Origin of the sequence: Nostoc sp. (assembly GCF_036918015.1) — a bacterium.
Taxonomy (GTDB): domain Bacteria; phylum Cyanobacteriota; class Cyanobacteriia; order Cyanobacteriales; family Nostocaceae; genus Nostoc.
The window spans coordinates 25,766-42,029 of the sequence record NZ_JBALEO010000008.1; the positions used below are offsets into that span (position 1 = coordinate 25,766).

Below are 16,264 nucleotides of genomic sequence, written 5' to 3' on the forward strand. Positions count from 1 at the left end.
ATGCTTAGTAACTTTAAACAAATGACAAATGACAAAGGACAAAGGACAAATCTGGTAAATATACTCAGTAATTTGTTCAGCGTGAGCATTTTTCCTTTTTACAATTTGATACAAATATTTTTAGCCTCTAAAATCACCTAAAGAGGCTAAATTTGTATAAATTGGTAAATTGACATCTTGCACGTAATAAGGTAGAGCGACTATAATTCACGCTTATTACCATTAATTCCCCAACCTCCTTAAAATTTCCGTCCTCCGAAACTTCTTCCACCCTTGGGGAGACAATATCTTAGGCTTTTTAAACACAAAGACTAAGACGGGTTTTGCATAGCACCAAATATTTTCTTTAAAGGAGATTCGTGCAAAGCAGGAAGGAATGAGGGAGGTAGTTATACCTATCTAAGACCAAATAGAGCTTATTTTCCGGAATATGGTTCAGATGACTTGGGTGGTATATCAGTAGGATTAGGTGCAAGATATCAGAGCAGAAAAAGTCCACACTTTGGATGTGGGCAATCTGTCAAACAATTGTTATCTTTCTTAATACGGAGGAACAAATGTTGGACAGATATAAGTCCAAATATTATCCCATTTGATCTTCTGTGAGCGATATCACCTTTACGCGTTTGTTTTTTCGGAGTAAATTATGAATCAACCAATGAAACTATCCTTGGAACAGCAATTCAGCATCTGCTCATTTTCCACTCAGGTGCAAAATATGAGCCACGAGCAAGCTAAAGACTTTTTAGTAAAGCTCTATGAGCAAATGGTCGTGCGCGAGGCAACTTATCAAGAACTTCTGAAGCATCAGTGGGGCTTAGATTCCGGTTCCACTATGGCATAGAGTCGTTCTAATGTCGCAGTGGGCGACCTCCTTCTCTTGCTTGGTTCCAAGGAGGAAAAGAGCTGGGGATGTCGGGGCGTCAACTTCGATAAGTAATTCCACAAGATGGCGCAAAAGTTCAATTCACGAAATTAACTAAGAATGAGTAAACATTGTCTACGGCATATCTGCTGGAGTCTAGACTAACTTTAGCATTGCAGGCTAAATTTGTTGTTTGCTTTAGCCAAACTTCTTGTTGTTTAGTCTAGCGGGGAAATCACACCTGCATAAATTGACAATCCACTGGAATATTTGCACAGGAAGATTTAGAGATAATTTGGATACCACCGCTTTAACAGCTAGTGATTTCACTCTTTATACATATAACTAGAAGTTACATCTTTATATATCTTTTGTTTATAAAACGTTACATTCTTGGAGCGACCACCTATAAAACACGTAACATAACATAAAGAAATTATGCCTAGCTGGAAAGATCGTATGGAGAATCTGTATCAATACTTTCCAGTTTTGTTATAATTTGAGGCTTAATCTTTTCGTACTCGTTTTTGAGTAAACTTTTACTAATTTGCGGGTCGGCAGAGGACATCAACGTATTGCTCATTGCGACCCACTCTTGCAGTCGTTGCCGCTGGGCAGAAGCGACGCTGGAAAGTAAGATGTGGGTACAGCTATTTGGTGCTTCTCGTGCAAAGAATAAGAGGCGGTAGTAACCTGTGTGCTGTAGTAACCGAGCAATTTCTTGACCAAGGCTGGTTTTGAGATCGAGGTAATAAGGCAACCATTTAGCGCCATGCTTGCGATTGTAGATGACAGTAATCCATAGCAGCATGGGATGGGGAATAGAGATGAACAAAAATTGGTTATAGCGTGTACAGAGTAAGCGTTTTTGAATTTCCTCTTGCGGTAGCATCACCCACAAAGCTGGTAAAACCTCCCCATTGGTATGAATGGGCTGGGGAAACACAATATCGGCAATTGGTTTATTTTTGGGCCAGGAAATGGCACGAGCGATTTCATCGTTTGACCAGGATACCCGCAAATCGGCTTTGGTCTTTTGTTCAAGCTCACTGCTAGCTGTAGTAGTAGGAACGAGGGAATGGCTGGCTTGCTGAATTTTGCGCGTATGCTCAGGCTTTTCTAAAGATGCTAAAACTCTGAGGATTTCAGTAATACTTTGGGGGCGATCGCCTGCTTTTTTAGCTAGACAACTCATCACCAAATTTTCAATTTCTTTTGGTAGTTCTAATCCAGGCGCAGCGTCAGCAAAAGAACGTGGTTTTTGATAGTGATGTGTTTTATACCACGCACCAAAAGAGTGAGTTGGTGCCACCAGTGGCATTTTGCCTGTGAGCATCTCAAACATCATGACGCCCAAACTATAAATATCAGCACGGTTGTCTAATTCCTTGCCCTCCATCTGTTCGGGAGAAGAATAAGCCAATGTCCCCAAATAGAATTTTGTATGGTCGCCATCTGACTGTAATAATTTAGCAATACCAAAATCTAGAACTTTGACCAATTCTCCAAAACTGGGATCTTGAATCACCAGCATATTGCTTGGCTTAACATCGCGATGGATAATTGGACAAATAGTGCCATCAACCGGGATGCCATCATGGGCGCACTGTAACCCCAGGCTGAGTTGACGCGCCATACTGAGGAATCTTGGTAAAGGTAATCGTTGCTTGCGAATAATATTGTTCAGGCTTTGTCCTTGTAAGTATTCCATGACGTAGAACGGGGTGTTATTGTCATCTACGCCATAGTCCATAACTCGGACAATATGGATACTTTTTTGCCCTAGTAAAGCACAGGTTTTGGCTTCTCGCTCAAAGCGGTCTTGCAATCGCATCTTTTCATTTTGGATTGATAGAGCCAGAAACTTAACCGCAACAGGTACACCTCCCAACAATGTATCTTTAGCACGATAAACCCGACCCATTGCTCCAGTACCGATTAACTCTTGGAGTTGGTAGCGTTTGCTGAGTAAGCGACCAATGTTGGGGTCTGACATAGAAAATTCGACTCCAAAAGCAGGTTGTAAATGTTTGGGAGGACAAGTGCATTCAAAAATTGTGGTGTAGTTTTAGTTTGCCCAATTTTGACTAATGCGCTATCACTCTTAGCATCTCCTCTTCTCTACGAGACGTTGCTTTCTGTTGGGAGAAGACGGCACTAGTTTGGCTACACGAAACCTTACCTGCCTTTGTAGGTTAACAAACCTTTAAATTCGCATTAGTCCACGGAGGTATAGCGTTTCCCAGGCTACTGAAGTACACACGAACCTTTTATATCAAAACAAGTAGCTTTAAAAACGTACCTCACTAGATTGAGAAACGCTATAGGCTTTGTTTGTGTAATAGCGAATTATATTCGCCCAATACTTTTAAAACATTTTCTGATTACCTAACAATCTTTTTAACCTTCCAGCTAATTCTTACAATGTAAGGATGCATTATTTATTGATAAAACTATAATATCCTAAGTGGTAGTTTTTCGTTTTTTGTGTTGATTAGGATATATATCAAAACTTGATTTATTATTCATCACATAGTATTGAATTCGACGTTCGATAATACTATTGAGTCGGGACATAAAATCATAAAAGAAACCCGGATTTTTCCTAATTTCTGTGAATGCTGTTAACCATTTTCCTTGTTTTATAGGTTCTACAACTTGAAGATAAGCTAGATTTTTCTTATAGACTGAGAGATTATAAGATAGAGCACGCATTAGAGCAGGATTTTTTTTCACAATGTCTTGTTGCATGAAATAGGTAGCAGCTTTGCAAGATTGATTGAGACGTGGTAATTGGCTTTGATATACAAGAGAACCGGGGCGTGAACGGTAGAAATAATAGGGTTTTGGTTCAATAAAAAACCTAGCTCCTTTAATTAAACATTTCATATCAAGCCAAAAATCTTGACCCATCCTAATTTCATCATCGTACTCAATGCCGTGTTTAACCAGGAATTCTCGTTTGAATAGAGGCTTGCTTAGACCAAGATGCAATCCTGGTTCCCCGAAGACATCAGTTTCTACAAAATAAACGATATCAATTTGGAGAATTTTATCTATACGTTCTCCACTTTCTTGAATCAATGTACTCCAAGGAGATGTTGTACCGTCTTTGATCAAATAAACATCATCAGCAATCATGTCTGCATTTGTTTTATTTGCCAGAGACACCAGCTTTTCCAATCTTTCGGGAGCATACCAATCATCTGAATCAAGTACAGCAATCCATTCTCCTTGGGCTGCTCTGAAGGCGCGATTACGTGCCGCCGCCGCTCCAAGATTTTGCTGATTAACTATTACTTTGAGACGTTGATCGGTGAAACCTTTAGCGACTTCTACAGTTTTATCACTTGAGCCATCATCGACCACGATAACTTCAATGTCAGTCAGTGTTTGCTCTAGGGCTGACTCTATTGCCTTCCCAATATAAGTTTCAGTATTGTAAGCAGGGATAATAACGGAGACTTTAGGATTCACGAAACTGAACTCCTGACTACATGGTTAGGTAAAATACTAAAATCCTCACTATAATTTGATCATTTCTTTATTACTATACAACTCAGTAGGTCAGTGAGAATAAACGATGAGTGGTTAAAGTTGGGCAGGAGATATTAGGCGTTGGCAAACCAATGCGTTGCCAGAGTTTTTTGAACGGCAGTTTTTGGCTTAGAAGAACGTCAGTCAGCTTAAAGGCAGCGCTGCCTTTAAGCTGACTGACGTTCTAGGCTAGCTTCCATTGTATTAGTTAAAAAATGACCAGCCAAAATACCACTACTGAGGTAATATGTATCTTGCGAAATCCGGTGTAGGGTTTCAAAGCCACTACGACGCTGACGATCGCCTAGTACCCAGTAACGCTGTACGATAGTATCCAGACCAATCCAGCCTTCCCCTTCAACTTGTCCCAAAATATTATGTTGTAGTAAAAAAGTATACTGACGCTCTCCATCATGCAACCGCCCCTTATATTGCAGAGAGATTTCAGAGCGATCGCTACCTGGGAAAATAAGTTTTGTGGCCATAGTAAACCAGTTATCTCGATTCCAAGCGACCAAGGTCATACCCTTGACGCTGATTGGCATACCATTACGTTCTAGCCAATTTCCTTCCATTGCCCAGCGTCCTGGTTCCAATAAAAAAGTATGAGCCACCTTTTATTCCCTGTCTTGCTCGAGTGCCGCCAAGACTATAGTTATAGCAGTGCTAAGTTACGAGTGCTGAGTTGCGAGTAAAGAATGAAGAAATTTTTTATCTTGTTTATTTTTCCTGACTCAGCATTCAGGATTGACATTGGTGAATTTCTCCCAAAAGTACTTCTTGAGGTGCACCTGTGGCAGTAGGTAGGTTGCCAGGAATACCCAAATGTCGCCAGTAGGCTAAAACCGCGAAGGCGATCGCTTCTTTAAAATCTGCACTCAAGCCGACTTCATCTGTCGTCGAGACTGGTATTGATCCCAACAACAACTGTAACCTTTGTTTCAAATAGAGATTGCGACTACCACCACCACATAATAGTACTCGTTGTGGCATTTCTGGCAAAAAAGTGCGGTAACTATGAAAAATTGAAGCAGCTGTAAGTTCTGTGAGAGTTGCCAGTACATCAGCAGGATTGAGTTGGTATGCTTGAGCATCTTTTAAACAATGATGCAGGTAAGTCACACCAAATAACTCGCGTCCAGTGGATTTGGGTGGCGGTAGATGAAAGTAGTCTTGGTTGAGCCATTGTTCTACTAATGGATGGCTTGGAGTACCACTCGCTGCCCAATTGCCATCTTCATCATAAGTTTTAGCACCACCGCTTAAATGCTCCACCGCTAGATCCAACAGACTATTTCCTGGGCCAGTATCCCAAGCAAGAATTTTTGAGAGCCAGTCTCCATACCGAGGCGGAATATAAGCAACATTGCCAATACCACCAATATTTTGAATACAACGCCCTTCTTCAGGATGACTGAGCAAATAGGCATCTACTCTGGGCACAAGAGGCGCACCATGACCACCAATAGCGATATCAGCAACGCGGAAGTTGCTCACAGTCGCAATGTTCGTAAGATGGGCAATTAATGCACCTCGCCCTAGTTGAAGACTGTAACCCAAGGGACTGCCCGGTGCTGTTAACGGATAGCTAGGGTTTAGCCCGTGGGTAGCGATCATTTCTCTCCCCCTGCTCCCCTGCTCCTCGGTCACTGAGCGTAGCCGAAGTGCTGCTCCCCCTGCTCCCTCTTTGGGTGGTCGATGATAAACCGTTTGACCGTGGGAACCAATGAGAGTGGCTGGCTGATGACCAATTTGAATATTTTGGGCGGCTTGGGCAAAGACTTGAGCGATCGCATCATCTATTTCCGCTAATTCTGCCATTGAGATGGCAACGCCTGCACCAACTGCTAATATTCTTTCTCTAAGTTCGGCTGGATAAGGATATGTTGCCCCGGCTAGCAACTCAACTTTTAGATCCAATTCTGTGCCGGAAATCTCTACCAACGCAGCGTCTATGCCATCTACGGATGTGCCACTAATTAAACCAATAACGCGAGTAGGGACAACAGCTTTTTCAGTTGGATGCATCGATCGAGATTCTTTTGTTGATTGCAAGAGTTTAGTTTAATTCATGTTAATAGCTATGTCAAAACACTCAGGTTGCATAGTTGACTACAGAATAAAAAGTAAATAGAGCGAAGGAAGAATCTCAAAACCAATAGCAATGACCACGAATCTATTTCTATTTATCAGCAAACAAAGAATTTCAAATAGTTTTGTTTATTATCTTGATTGATCCTTAATCAGGACAACATCCGAAGATACAAATCCTTGATATATACTAGCTAACTTCACAACTTTTTTACCTTCAGATAAAGAACAGATATCCTATCCACTTTTCCGGCAAGTGAAACTACTCATTTATGTTCAAAAACAGGGCAAATTATTGGCTAAAATTAGGAATTTTCAATAAATCCAAATCCAGTAGTTTCATCCTATTGTTTCTTCTAGAAGACACTACATAATGAATCCAAGTCGCACAACGAACTTTTCAACAATTAAAAATACAGAATTTCAAAATTATGTCTCTTACCAAAATTGCTTGTATCGCTGCTCTATCTCTATCTGCAATCTCCTCATTTATCTATGCAGGTTCTGCCCAGGCTATATCCTTCCAAATAACCACTGGCATTGCAGGCCCTAATGGAGAAACTGACCAAGGTGCTTTTTCTGAGTTTACTCAACTTCCTGGTACGACAACTGTTAACTTCAATGATGGTCAAGCACCAACCACTGGTTTTGCTAAATACTCATTTGAGAATAACAGTGGAAGCAGCAGTGTGAGGTCAGATGTATGGGCACCTGCTGGGGCAAATGGTGAAGTCAATAATGGGAAGTATTTGGCAGTTTTCAACGGCGATAATGTCACAATTAACCTTGCAAGTTCCCTCAATTATTTCGGTATTGACTGGGGAGCTATTAGTTCTAGTAACGTTTTTTCCTTCTACAATGGCGATAATCTAATCAAATCATTTACAACTGAGGATGTGAACCCAGTTGCTCCAATTCGTGCATTACAGCATGGCGGTGAAGGAAATGGCTACCTTCACTTCTACTCAGATAGTAGCAACGATATTTTCAACAAGATTGTCATTACCCAAGCAGGTGGTGGTGGATTTGAAAGCGACAACCATTCTTTCCATCTAGGAACTGACAAATTTACTGGTTTTGACCCCAAGTCTGTTCCTGAGCCTAGTATTACATTAGGTATGCTGGCTGTAGGTGGTATGTTTCTACGCAAGCGTAAGAACGAGAAGTTGCAAAGTGTAAGGCAATCTCATTAAATATATCAATCTTACTTAGCTAAGTAAGATTTTCTCTACACTCTACCCTTAGTCTGTACAAGCATTTAAAAACTTAGTTAATATTAAATACAAATCAGGGTGAGCTTACTTAGGTAAACTCGCCCTAATCCTTTTGCTATTGATAATCCAATACGGTTCAGCTAAGGGCTATTGGTGTATGTAAATAATTGGTCTTTCAAGACGCGATAAATCGCATCTCTACATGAGAGTTTTGGTCTTCTCTGAACTGTATTAATTTATAATCGTACCTTCTTCTACAGTCAATGCTACGCGTAGCAAGCTTTAGAAAAATTTTTTTAACTAGACTTTTTGCATGAATCAATGAGCTTTCACCCTAAATTCCTCTCCCAAGGTTGGGAGAGGAACCTTGAAATTAGCTCCACCGATCTCAATTTTGGGAAAAGCGGTTGGGGGATGTAGCAAGATCCCACAGGGTGGGCAAATTTTACATTTTTGCAAGAGGTATACTCAATACTGCTTAGAGCTTAACCGAACTGGATTAAGAGTAAACTGTAATTCTGACTCTTAACTCCTAAATCTTCCTACAGGTTGTTGCATGAATAAAATATACATGGATTAGTTTAGATATAATAATGACTCATTCTTTGTTGTCCTAACTGGAGAAATTAATGGGTCGCGCCAAAAAGGTTGTCCTGGCATATTCTGGCGGAGTGGATACCTCAGTTTGCATCCCCTACCTGAAACAGGAGTGGGGTGTGGAAGAGGTGATTACCCTAGCAGCAGATTTAGGTCAGGGAGATGAATTAGAGCCAATCAGAGAAAAAGCTCTGAAATCGGGTGCAAGTGAATCCCTAGTGGCGGATGTCAAAGACAGCTTCGTTAAAGATTACGCCTTTGGAGCGATTCAAGCCAACGCCCTTTATGAGAATCGTTATCCTCTAGGAACCGCCCTGGCTCGTCCACTGATTGCCAAGGTATTAGTAGAAACAGCCGAAAAATATGGTGCTGATGCGATCGCTCACGGTTGCACCGGTAAAGGCAACGATCAGGTTCGCTTTGATGTCTCTGTCACCGCCTTAAACCCCAACCTGAAGATCCTCGCACCAGCCAGAGAATGGGGAATGAGTCGTGAAGAAACGATCGCTTATGGTGAGAAGTTTGGTATCCCCTCACCAGTCAAAAAATCTTCTCCTTATAGTATTGATAAGAATTTGCTCGGTCGTAGCATTGAAGCTGGTTTACTCGAAGATCCCTCATTTGAGCCACCAGAAGAAATTTATGAGATGACCAAAGCGATCGCTGATACTCCCAACGAGCCAGAGTACATCGAAATTGGTTTCCACGGTGGTATCCCTACAACCCTCAACGGCATACCCAAAAAGCCTGTTGAGCTAATTGAAGAACTCAATCAGGTGGTAGGAAATCACGGTATCGGACGGATCGATATGATTGAAAACCGTCTGGTGGGGATCAAATCGCGGGAAATCTACGAATCACCTGCGATGTTGGTGCTAATTCAGGCACATAGGGATTTAGAAAGCTTGACTTTAACGGCAGATGTCACCCATTACAAGCGTGGGATTGAAGAAACTTACAGCCAAATAGTTTACAACGGTTTGTGGTACAGTCCACTCAAAGTTGCACTCGATGCCTTTATTCAAAAGACACAAGAGCGAGTTTCTGGAACTGTACGAGTGAAGTTGTTCAAGGGCAACTCTACGATAGTTGGGCGTTCGAGTGATAATTCCCTCTACACTCCCGATTTGGCAACCTACGGAGCTGAAGACAAATTTGACCACAAAGCTGCTGAAGGCTTTATATACGTTTGGGGACTACCGACTCGCATTTGGTCACAGCAGGTTAGGGGTTGAGAGTTAGAAGTTAAGAGTTAGGAGTTAGGAGTTAGGAGTTAAAAAAGCAAAATACAAAAGTAAAAGTTAAAAAAATTCACTTTTTACTTTACTCCTCACTCCTCACTCCTCACTTAGTTTATGCTTGACTTACTCTTCTGCTGCACCTTTAACCTGGCGAGACTCCAACCACAGGGGCACAATAATTAAAGCAGCGAGGATTAGTAACGCTGCGATCGCAAATTGACCCACCCAAGCAACCAATTGTTCTAAAGAGACTACTTTACCTGCAAAAAAAGCTAATGTCACCATCAAGCTAGCCCAAGCAACTGCTCCTAAGAAGTTGTATAAAAAGAATTTTCCAAAGGGCATTTCAGCTATACCAGCTAGTGGTGCAGCAAAAACTCGTAACAATGCCAAAAAACGTCCAAAAAACACCCCTTTAGCAGCATTTTGACTAAATTGATCTTTAATACTCAGCAGCCGCACTTCAGAAATCCGAAATATGCTGCCAACTTTTACCAGAAAAGCCCAACCGCTAACTCTACCAATCCAATAGCCACAAGTGCCACCAATGACAGCACCCATGATTGCGTCACCGAGAACCAGCCAGAAATTTAGTTCATCGCTGCCAGCTAAAAACCCGCCTACTAAGGTCACGGTTTCACCAGGAAGGGGAATGCCTAAATTTTCTAGCAAAATTCCGAAAAAAATTGCCCAATACCCGTAATTATGAGCAACTTCCTGGATATTTTCTAGTGAAATCAGCTCTAAAGACATTCCGCACCGCCGTCTTTACAAATTTTTACTTTTACTATATCTTTGCTTGTTTTTGGGTGGGGTGTCAATCAAACTAATACATAGAGTCATTAAGTCATTAGTTTAATACTGAATAATCTATAGGCTTTAGTCTATGGTAAATGTTAACTTTTTACTATTAACTATACAACTTTTGGAAGTATTACCACATGTTTATAATTTATTAAAAAAAGATTAAAAATTTTATAGAAAATTTATAAACATCCGTTTAAATTGTGAAAATCTTGTAAAAGATACGGTTGATACCGAAATTGTTAGGCGCTTATGCCTATATTGATGAAAGTTATCACAAATTATACGACATGAATACTGAAATAATCTCTCTCGGCTGTAGGACTGCAATTGCCCAAATATTTGGGTAAAAGAGTCATTTCACCGTTGAAAGAGAAGAGGTATTGATGTCTTTTTCAATTTTTTGTCAAGTGTTCCAATTACCCTGTTAAATTCATGGCTTTCACACAAGAACTTCAAGTGATTTTGTTTAAACCCCAAGGAAGCATAGATTTGGAAGGCGGCAAGGCTTTGAGCGAACAGATGGCTGGAGTAGTCCCTCAAGCTTATCAACTCTGGGTTATCGACCTAGCAGAAGTTAACTTCATGGACAGCTCTGGGTTAGTTCCTTTAGTAAAAGGCTTAAAAGCTGCACGTCAGAGTGGTTGCCGCTTGGTTCTATGCAACGTACAAGCTCCTGTACGGTTGATTTTGGAACTTACCCAACTCGACACAGTGTTTGAAATTTTTCACACTTACCAAGATATTTTTACCACCGTCAAAGATAACAGTCTGGTGCTAGCAGACTAACTAATAAATCTATCTATAGAAGGATGGCGGAGTCAAGCAATATTTGCATTTTTTCACATTATCTTAAAATAACAGTCTGGTGCTAGCAGGCTGATCTTCTTTCTTGTCTAGAGAAGAATGTTGAGGTAAACTCATGGCTTTGAGCTAGGCAGTATAAATTACAGATGAATCTGCTTATTGGAAGCCATCTACCTAAAGCAGTAAATTTCAGAAATGACTAAAATTGGTCAAAGCAAATGCAACTGTTTGTGATACTCCCCAGCCTTTTAAAGACAGGGTTTTTCAAATTACTCTAAGCTAATTGTTTTATATACTGCGTAACTAGTGAAAGGAAGCAGGAGGTAAGCAAGGTTAGAATATGAGCTTTGACGTTATTTCTAACTCTATAGTTATTTTTGCCTCGATCTACTACTTGGACGCCTCCAAGATGCTTTGATGCACCAATTTCTTACCTCTTACGATTCCACCATAATGCTAATTTTAGGCATTCTGGGGAGTCGAAATATTAGTTTGTTCGGATGCTGGGCGGGGAAAATTTGGTAAATCAATACCGCTGTGACTAGCATTGCGAGTTTTGAGTGCTAAACGGTAACTCACACTTTGCAGTTCTGCTTGCAGTTGGCGATTTTCCCGTTGTAGCGTTGCTACCTTTTCTCTCACTGGCGTCATCCGCTCTTCAAACTTCCGACGGTAAATTTGAGGCAACTCTTGTACTACTTGCTCCAACATCCGAGTGCGATCGGTAAGTTCTTGAACTGACTGTCGCAATTGATAAATTTCGGAGTCACGAGTTGTAATTTGCTCTTGGTAGAACGCCACCTGCTGTTCCACAGCTTGGAGTTGTTCTTGTAAAGCGTGTAACTGGCTCAGATCGCGCTCAAATTCCGGCTGCTGAGGCATAAAACTAGTGTTACCCTTTACCAGCCGGAAGAGTTCTTGAGATAGTTGTTGTACTAATTGATCGCGAAGTTGCAACTCCTGGCGTAGCTGCGATACTTCCGTCGAGAGAACTTGAATATTAGGTGTATCAGATTGGCTCACAGTAGCTTAAAGCTCCCATTCAGAATCTTGTCCACTCTTAGGTATAACTGCGGGAGTACTACCTTTGGCAAGTATTTGTTAATTTAGCATTCCCAAACAAGTCACGAAAAAAGAAAAAGACAAAATTTTATTGAATGGGGATTGGGAATTGGGGATGATGGGGCCCTCTCTGGGGATAAGGGGTAATGGGGATTAATTATTTCTCCCTCATCTCCCTCATCTCCCCATCTCCTAAACCCTAAACTGTTGCAGGTGTAGGTGCAGCTACTTTAGTGGGCTTTTCTTTTTCCTCTTTAGGGGGTTTTTCTTCTTCAATGTCCTGCTTAACTGTCAAATAGCGAATCACTTCTTCACTCAAACGCATGGCACGTTCAAAGGGGGCGATCGCAGTTGCAGGCGCGCTGTAGTTTAATTGGATGTAAATGCCATCCCGGTGTTTTTTGATTTCGTAAGCCAGACGGCGCTTACCACGATTTTGAATTTGCATCTCCTCGGCGCCTTGATCGCGAAGCAAATTCTGATATTTCGTAACTGCTTGCTCTACCTGTTCCTCTCCGAGGTCAGGACGGAGGATGTACATTGTTTCGTAATTTGTAGTCATATTTTTCAGTTTCCTCATGGACAAAAGTGGCTGCCGATATTATTTTATACCTGACTTTTATTCAAAATTCCAGTATTAATCAACATCTGAAGCAACAAGGAACTATAATCTTACCAGTTTTCAATTTGAATCATTAGCCAAATCGCCGAAGTTTGGATTTTTTGGATGTCCCTAATGAAAACTAGGTTGGGAGGCAACCCGGATATTTCTTTCACAAGATCGATTGAGCTATCAGCTTCGCTAAGGGGTATCTTTCTTTAAGGACATCTTATAGCGATCGCTTTTTTGCTCAAGACTCAATCGGTTGGCTAAACAGCTAACTGACGATTGCTACCTGCTCACAGCTTCTAATCGCAGAAAAAAGGATATTCATCAAGGTTATGGCGCAGCGCTACGTGCGAATTCAAAATCCAGAAGGACTGATTTACTATGGGTTACTACAGCTATCCCTGAATGTGCAGGTGCTAGATGCTCCACCCTGGTTACATGGACAACCCACTGATTTAACTTTGACACCAGAAAATTACCAAATTCTGGCTCCCTGCGCTCCCTCAAAAATTGTGGCGGTGGGTAAGAATTATGCAGATCATGCAGCCGAAATGGGAACTCCAGTACCTTCTGAACCACTAATCTTTCTTAAGCCACCTACGTCGATCATTCCATCTGAGAGGGAAATTAAGTATCCTCCCCAGTCACATAGAGTTGACTATGAAGGAGAGTTAGCTTTAGTGATTGGCGATTATGCCTTTGAATGTACGCCAGAGGTAGCCCAAACCAAAATTTGGGGCTACACCATCGCCAATGACGTAACAGCACGGGATTTACAAAAACAGGATGGTCAATGGACGCGAGCCAAAGGTTTTGATACTTTCTGTCCCTTGGGGCCTTGGATTGTCCGGGAATTAAATCCAGGAGCGAGATTGCAGACTTTTGTAAATGACGACGCTAATCCAGTCCAATCTACCTGTATCGATCGGATGGTGTTTTCCCCCGATGTTTTAGTTTCCTATATCAGTCAGGTGATGACGCTACTCCCTGGTGATTTGGTGCTTACAGGTACGCCGGAGGGTGTAAGTGCTTTGCATCCAGGCGATCGCGTCCGCGTCGAAATTGAAGGTATCGGTCGCCTGGAAAATACCGTAGCAACACGTTAACTTCTAACGCACTTGCATATACACTGCATCGGAAATCGCTGGAATTTCTGCATAACGTCCGCTCACAGACTGGATGACTGAATATGCGACTGCTCCCACTATGCCGATAAAAATGGTTGTGGATAGAGTTTGGATGGCAAAACCACCGGATGGAACTAGTCCCACAACATCCATCAAAATGTTAAACAAAAAGATAATAATGTCCAAAAGGATTGCTTGCATAGTGTTAAAACGAATAAAGTGACTAATTTTTTCGTTTCTCACTACCAGCAAAAATAAAGCAAAGAAAATAATCATTCCTGCATAACGCACACTTCTGTAAAATGACCATAAAATCAGAATCGGTGCAAAAACGACTGCTAGGGGAGGAAACTGGTCTAACAAAAAAAAGCCGAAAGCTACTACCTCAACCATCGGTAGCAAATAAGGCAAGGAAGCAAAAATCCGATCTGAAACCGTTGTAGACCCGCGCCAAGACATTATGCGTTCTCCTGTGGTTAAATTTTTAATAGTTACTTGAGCTTAGGATAACGCAGTTGCTAGGTCTTGCTGAGAAATTCAACTATTCTATATGGGCGATGCGAAAGCCCATCATGCATTCATATTGGTCTGGCTGCTGTTGAGTAAGTTTGCGAATCGCTTGACCACAGCGCAGTTGACCCCCATGCCAACGGGGTTGGCCACTCCCGTCAGCGAGTAAACAAGACTGGCAAACTTGCTCAGGGGCAAGGATTTGCTCGTCCATTAAAATGACTAGCATCGAATCCCTCCTGTAAATCTTCATTGTCAACCCACATTGCACTCAGGGTAAACACGCTTTGTCGCCCTTTAAAAAGCAGTTTCAGGTAGGTTGGATACGTTTTGCGTGGTTAAGTGTTGTGATTTGCGCCTAACTTGGGCGATCGCAGAGGACACTTAAGAGCCACATCCTACCTCTTTGTAGCAAAAATGTGGGCAATTACAATTCAATAACAATTCTCAAGTGAATTTAAATTTATTGTACGTTGTGTCTATTGCAAAGTGGAAATCTTAGTAAAAAATAATACAAAGTTTTTTGCACTAAGTTGAGCAAAGACAACTAACGGTATCCATTGCATCCCTGTTAATTTAGCACTAGGATGTGTCAAACTTAATATTCAGAAAACAACAAAAGCTTTACACATAAGCAAGACGGCAACTTATTGAAATTCCCTTGAGGTGAGTAGTTAAAGTGTGGGAAGTCAAGTCAGTAAAACTGAGTTAACTTGATAGCCATTTAAGTGAGGCATTTCTAAAATACTGAGGTAAACTTGCAAGCAAGTTAATACACAATATTACTCAGCGGCTCGTCGGTCTGGGCATCACTTACAATGGAACACTGGCAATTTCTGATACAGAAACAAGGCGCTCGCTCGTGGCATATCCTAGAATCGCCAAATTTGGAAATCTTGGAAGGACAGTATAGAGTTTTGGCTCGTTCTAACCTTCTTAATACAGACGTGGAAGTGCGGGTAACTCACTCTTCAACTGAGGAAGTTCAACCAACGCGGCGAATTTTCAAGCGATCGCGTCGCACTAATTCAGAAGGCATAATGGCGGTAATTCCTTTTACGTACTTCCAACCGGGAGTTTGGGAGTTGCGGTGTTCCGGCGATTTGATGTCGGATCTGCTCGGTAAATCTTGGCAATACAGCGTGCAAGTACAAGTCTTCTCGCCGTTAGCAGAGAGAGAACCGAGGAAAAATTTAGGCTCAAGTTCACCCGACGATCGCCTAGATACTGTTTCTGAAAACTTGGAATCTAATGCCCCAGCAGAAACTGCAATTACGTTATTTACGTTTGAGAAAGCGATCGCAGTTTCTGAAGAACTAGCAATTACTACAAATGGCAACCTTGCTACTACTGTTCCACCAGATGAAGAGAACTTGGAATCTAATGCTCCAGCAGAAACTGCAATTGAGCTAGATCGAGCGATCGCAGTTTCTGAAGGACTGGCAATTACTACAAATGGCAACCTTGCTACCACTGTTGCACCAGATGAAGAGAACTTGGAATCTAGTGTCCCAGCAGAAACTGCAATTGAGCTAGATCGAGCGATCGCAGTTTCTGAAGAACTGGCAATTACTACAAATGGCAACCTTGCTACCACTGTTGCACCAGATGAAGGGAACTTGGAATCTAATGCCCCACCAGAAAATGTCATTGAGCTAGATCGAGCGATCGCAGTTTCTGAAGGATTGGCAATTACTACAGATAGCAACCTCACTGTTGCGCCAGATGAAGAGAACTTGGAATCTAATGCCCCAGCAGAAACTGCAATTGAGCTAGATCGAGCGATCGCAGTTTCTGAA

General features: G+C 41.6%; 14 protein-coding genes and 1 pseudogene. 6 read left to right on the forward strand and 9 right to left on the reverse strand.

Features of this window, described 5'->3' with window-relative positions; translation table 11 throughout:
- The first annotated feature begins 646 nt into the window (after positions 1–646).
- Positions 647–844, forward strand: a complete 198-nt coding sequence (locus V7K61_RS01510) for an NblA/ycf18 family protein (protein WP_094348015.1) — start codon at positions 647–649, stop codon at positions 842–844.
- A gap of 463 nt (positions 845–1,307) precedes the next feature.
- Here the strand turns inward: V7K61_RS01510 and V7K61_RS01515 are convergent, their stop codons facing one another.
- The 4 genes from V7K61_RS01515 to V7K61_RS01530 all read right to left on the reverse strand — a co-directional run bounded on the left by V7K61_RS01515 (position 1,308) and on the right by V7K61_RS01530 (position 6,430).
- Complete coding sequence (locus V7K61_RS01515) at positions 1,308–2,861, reverse strand: serine/threonine-protein kinase (RefSeq protein WP_335050316.1); 1,554 nt, start codon at positions 2,859–2,861, stop codon at positions 1,308–1,310.
- 467 nt (positions 2,862–3,328) lie between these two features.
- The gene (locus V7K61_RS01520; protein ID WP_335050319.1) at positions 3,329–4,342 is read right to left on the reverse strand and encodes a glycosyltransferase family 2 protein; all 1,014 of its coding nucleotides are present in this window, start codon (positions 4,340–4,342) and stop codon (positions 3,329–3,331) included.
- 227 nt (positions 4,343–4,569) lie between these two features.
- Entirely contained in the window at positions 4,570–5,016 is a 447-nt protein-coding gene (locus tag V7K61_RS01525) for a hypothetical protein (RefSeq protein ID WP_094348018.1), read from the reverse strand.
- 127 nt (positions 5,017–5,143) lie between these two features.
- Positions 5,144–6,430 (reverse strand): anhydro-N-acetylmuramic acid kinase, encoded by a 1,287-nt coding sequence (locus tag V7K61_RS01530; protein ID WP_335050321.1) that lies wholly within the window; start codon positions 6,428–6,430, stop codon positions 5,144–5,146.
- Positions 6,431–6,924: 494 nt separating this feature from the next.
- Between V7K61_RS01530 and V7K61_RS01535 the strand changes: the two genes are divergently transcribed.
- Together V7K61_RS01535 and V7K61_RS01540 are read left to right on the forward strand one after the other, a co-directional pair.
- Complete coding sequence (locus V7K61_RS01535) at positions 6,925–7,686, forward strand: Npun_F0296 family exosortase-dependent surface protein (RefSeq protein ID WP_335050323.1); 762 nt, start codon at positions 6,925–6,927, stop codon at positions 7,684–7,686.
- Positions 7,687–8,336: 650 nt separating this feature from the next.
- Positions 8,337–9,539: an argininosuccinate synthase gene (locus tag V7K61_RS01540; RefSeq protein WP_335050325.1), complete on the forward strand. Its 1,203-nt coding sequence runs from the start codon at positions 8,337–8,339 to the stop codon at positions 9,537–9,539.
- Between the two features lie 129 nt (positions 9,540–9,668).
- Here V7K61_RS01540 and V7K61_RS01545 read toward each other — a convergent pair whose 3' ends face one another.
- Positions 9,669–10,298, reverse strand: coding sequence for a DedA family protein (locus V7K61_RS01545; RefSeq protein WP_335050327.1), 630 nt, complete (start codon positions 10,296–10,298; stop codon positions 9,669–9,671).
- 486 nt (positions 10,299–10,784) lie between these two features.
- On the opposite strand from V7K61_RS01545, the gene V7K61_RS01550 reads away from it, so the two are divergent.
- Positions 10,785–11,138 carry an STAS domain-containing protein gene (locus tag V7K61_RS01550; protein ID WP_094348023.1) on the forward strand — a complete coding sequence of 118 codons (354 nt, stop codon included), beginning with the start codon at positions 10,785–10,787 and terminating at the stop codon, positions 11,136–11,138.
- Between the two features lie 480 nt (positions 11,139–11,618).
- On the opposite strand, the gene V7K61_RS01555 is transcribed toward V7K61_RS01550, so the two are convergent.
- Together V7K61_RS01555 and rpsF are read right to left on the reverse strand one after the other, a co-directional pair.
- The gene (locus V7K61_RS01555) at positions 11,619–12,179 is read right to left on the reverse strand and encodes an Npun_F5560 family protein (protein WP_334928755.1); all 561 of its coding nucleotides are present in this window, start codon (positions 12,177–12,179) and stop codon (positions 11,619–11,621) included.
- Positions 12,180–12,417: 238 nt separating this feature from the next.
- The gene (gene rpsF / locus V7K61_RS01560) at positions 12,418–12,780 is read right to left on the reverse strand and encodes a 30S ribosomal protein S6 (RefSeq protein WP_335050329.1); all 363 of its coding nucleotides are present in this window, start codon (positions 12,778–12,780) and stop codon (positions 12,418–12,420) included.
- A gap of 380 nt (positions 12,781–13,160) precedes the next feature.
- Between rpsF and V7K61_RS01565 the strand changes: the two genes are divergently transcribed.
- Positions 13,161–13,934: a fumarylacetoacetate hydrolase family protein gene (locus V7K61_RS01565; RefSeq protein ID WP_335050331.1), complete on the forward strand. Its 774-nt coding sequence runs from the start codon at positions 13,161–13,163 to the stop codon at positions 13,932–13,934.
- 3 nt (positions 13,935–13,937) lie between these two features.
- On the opposite strand, the gene V7K61_RS01570 is transcribed toward V7K61_RS01565, so the two are convergent.
- On the reverse strand, positions 13,938–14,414 hold the full coding sequence (locus tag V7K61_RS01570) for a Tic20 family protein (protein WP_335050333.1): 477 nt from the start codon (positions 14,412–14,414) through the stop codon (positions 13,938–13,940).
- Positions 14,415–14,496: 82 nt separating this feature from the next.
- Entirely contained in the window at positions 14,497–14,694 is a 198-nt protein-coding gene (locus V7K61_RS01575) for a hypothetical protein (RefSeq protein WP_335050335.1), read from the reverse strand.
- Positions 14,695–15,283: 589 nt separating this feature from the next.
- On the opposite strand from V7K61_RS01575, the pseudogene V7K61_RS01580 reads away from it, so the two are divergent.
- Positions 15,284–16,264: pseudogene (locus tag V7K61_RS01580) on the forward strand (hypothetical protein); the annotation flags it as partial.

Bases quoted from the DNA above. Each gene is read 5' to 3' on its own strand.
- V7K61_RS01565 (WP_335050331.1), top strand. From the start codon at position 13,161: ATGGCGCAGCGCTACGTGCGAATTCAAAATCCAGAAGGACTGATTTAC.
- V7K61_RS01575 (WP_335050335.1), bottom strand. From the start codon at position 14,694: ATGCTAGTCATTTTAATGGACGAGCAAATCCTTGCCCCTGAGCAAGTT.
- V7K61_RS01550 (WP_094348023.1), top strand. From the start codon at position 10,785: ATGGCTTTCACACAAGAACTTCAAGTGATTTTGTTTAAACCCCAAGGA.
- rpsF (WP_335050329.1), bottom strand. From the start codon at position 12,780: ATGACTACAAATTACGAAACAATGTACATCCTCCGTCCTGACCTCGGA.
- V7K61_RS01545 (WP_335050327.1), bottom strand. From the start codon at position 10,298: ATGTCTTTAGAGCTGATTTCACTAGAAAATATCCAGGAAGTTGCTCAT.
- V7K61_RS01515 (WP_335050316.1), bottom strand. From the start codon at position 2,861: ATGTCAGACCCCAACATTGGTCGCTTACTCAGCAAACGCTACCAACTC.
- V7K61_RS01510 (WP_094348015.1), top strand. From the start codon at position 647: ATGAATCAACCAATGAAACTATCCTTGGAACAGCAATTCAGCATCTGC.
- V7K61_RS01540 (WP_335050325.1), top strand. From the start codon at position 8,337: ATGGGTCGCGCCAAAAAGGTTGTCCTGGCATATTCTGGCGGAGTGGAT.
- V7K61_RS01530 (WP_335050321.1), bottom strand. From the start codon at position 6,430: ATGCATCCAACTGAAAAAGCTGTTGTCCCTACTCGCGTTATTGGTTTA.
- V7K61_RS01535 (WP_335050323.1), top strand. From the start codon at position 6,925: ATGTCTCTTACCAAAATTGCTTGTATCGCTGCTCTATCTCTATCTGCA.
- V7K61_RS01570 (WP_335050333.1), bottom strand. From the start codon at position 14,414: ATGTCTTGGCGCGGGTCTACAACGGTTTCAGATCGGATTTTTGCTTCC.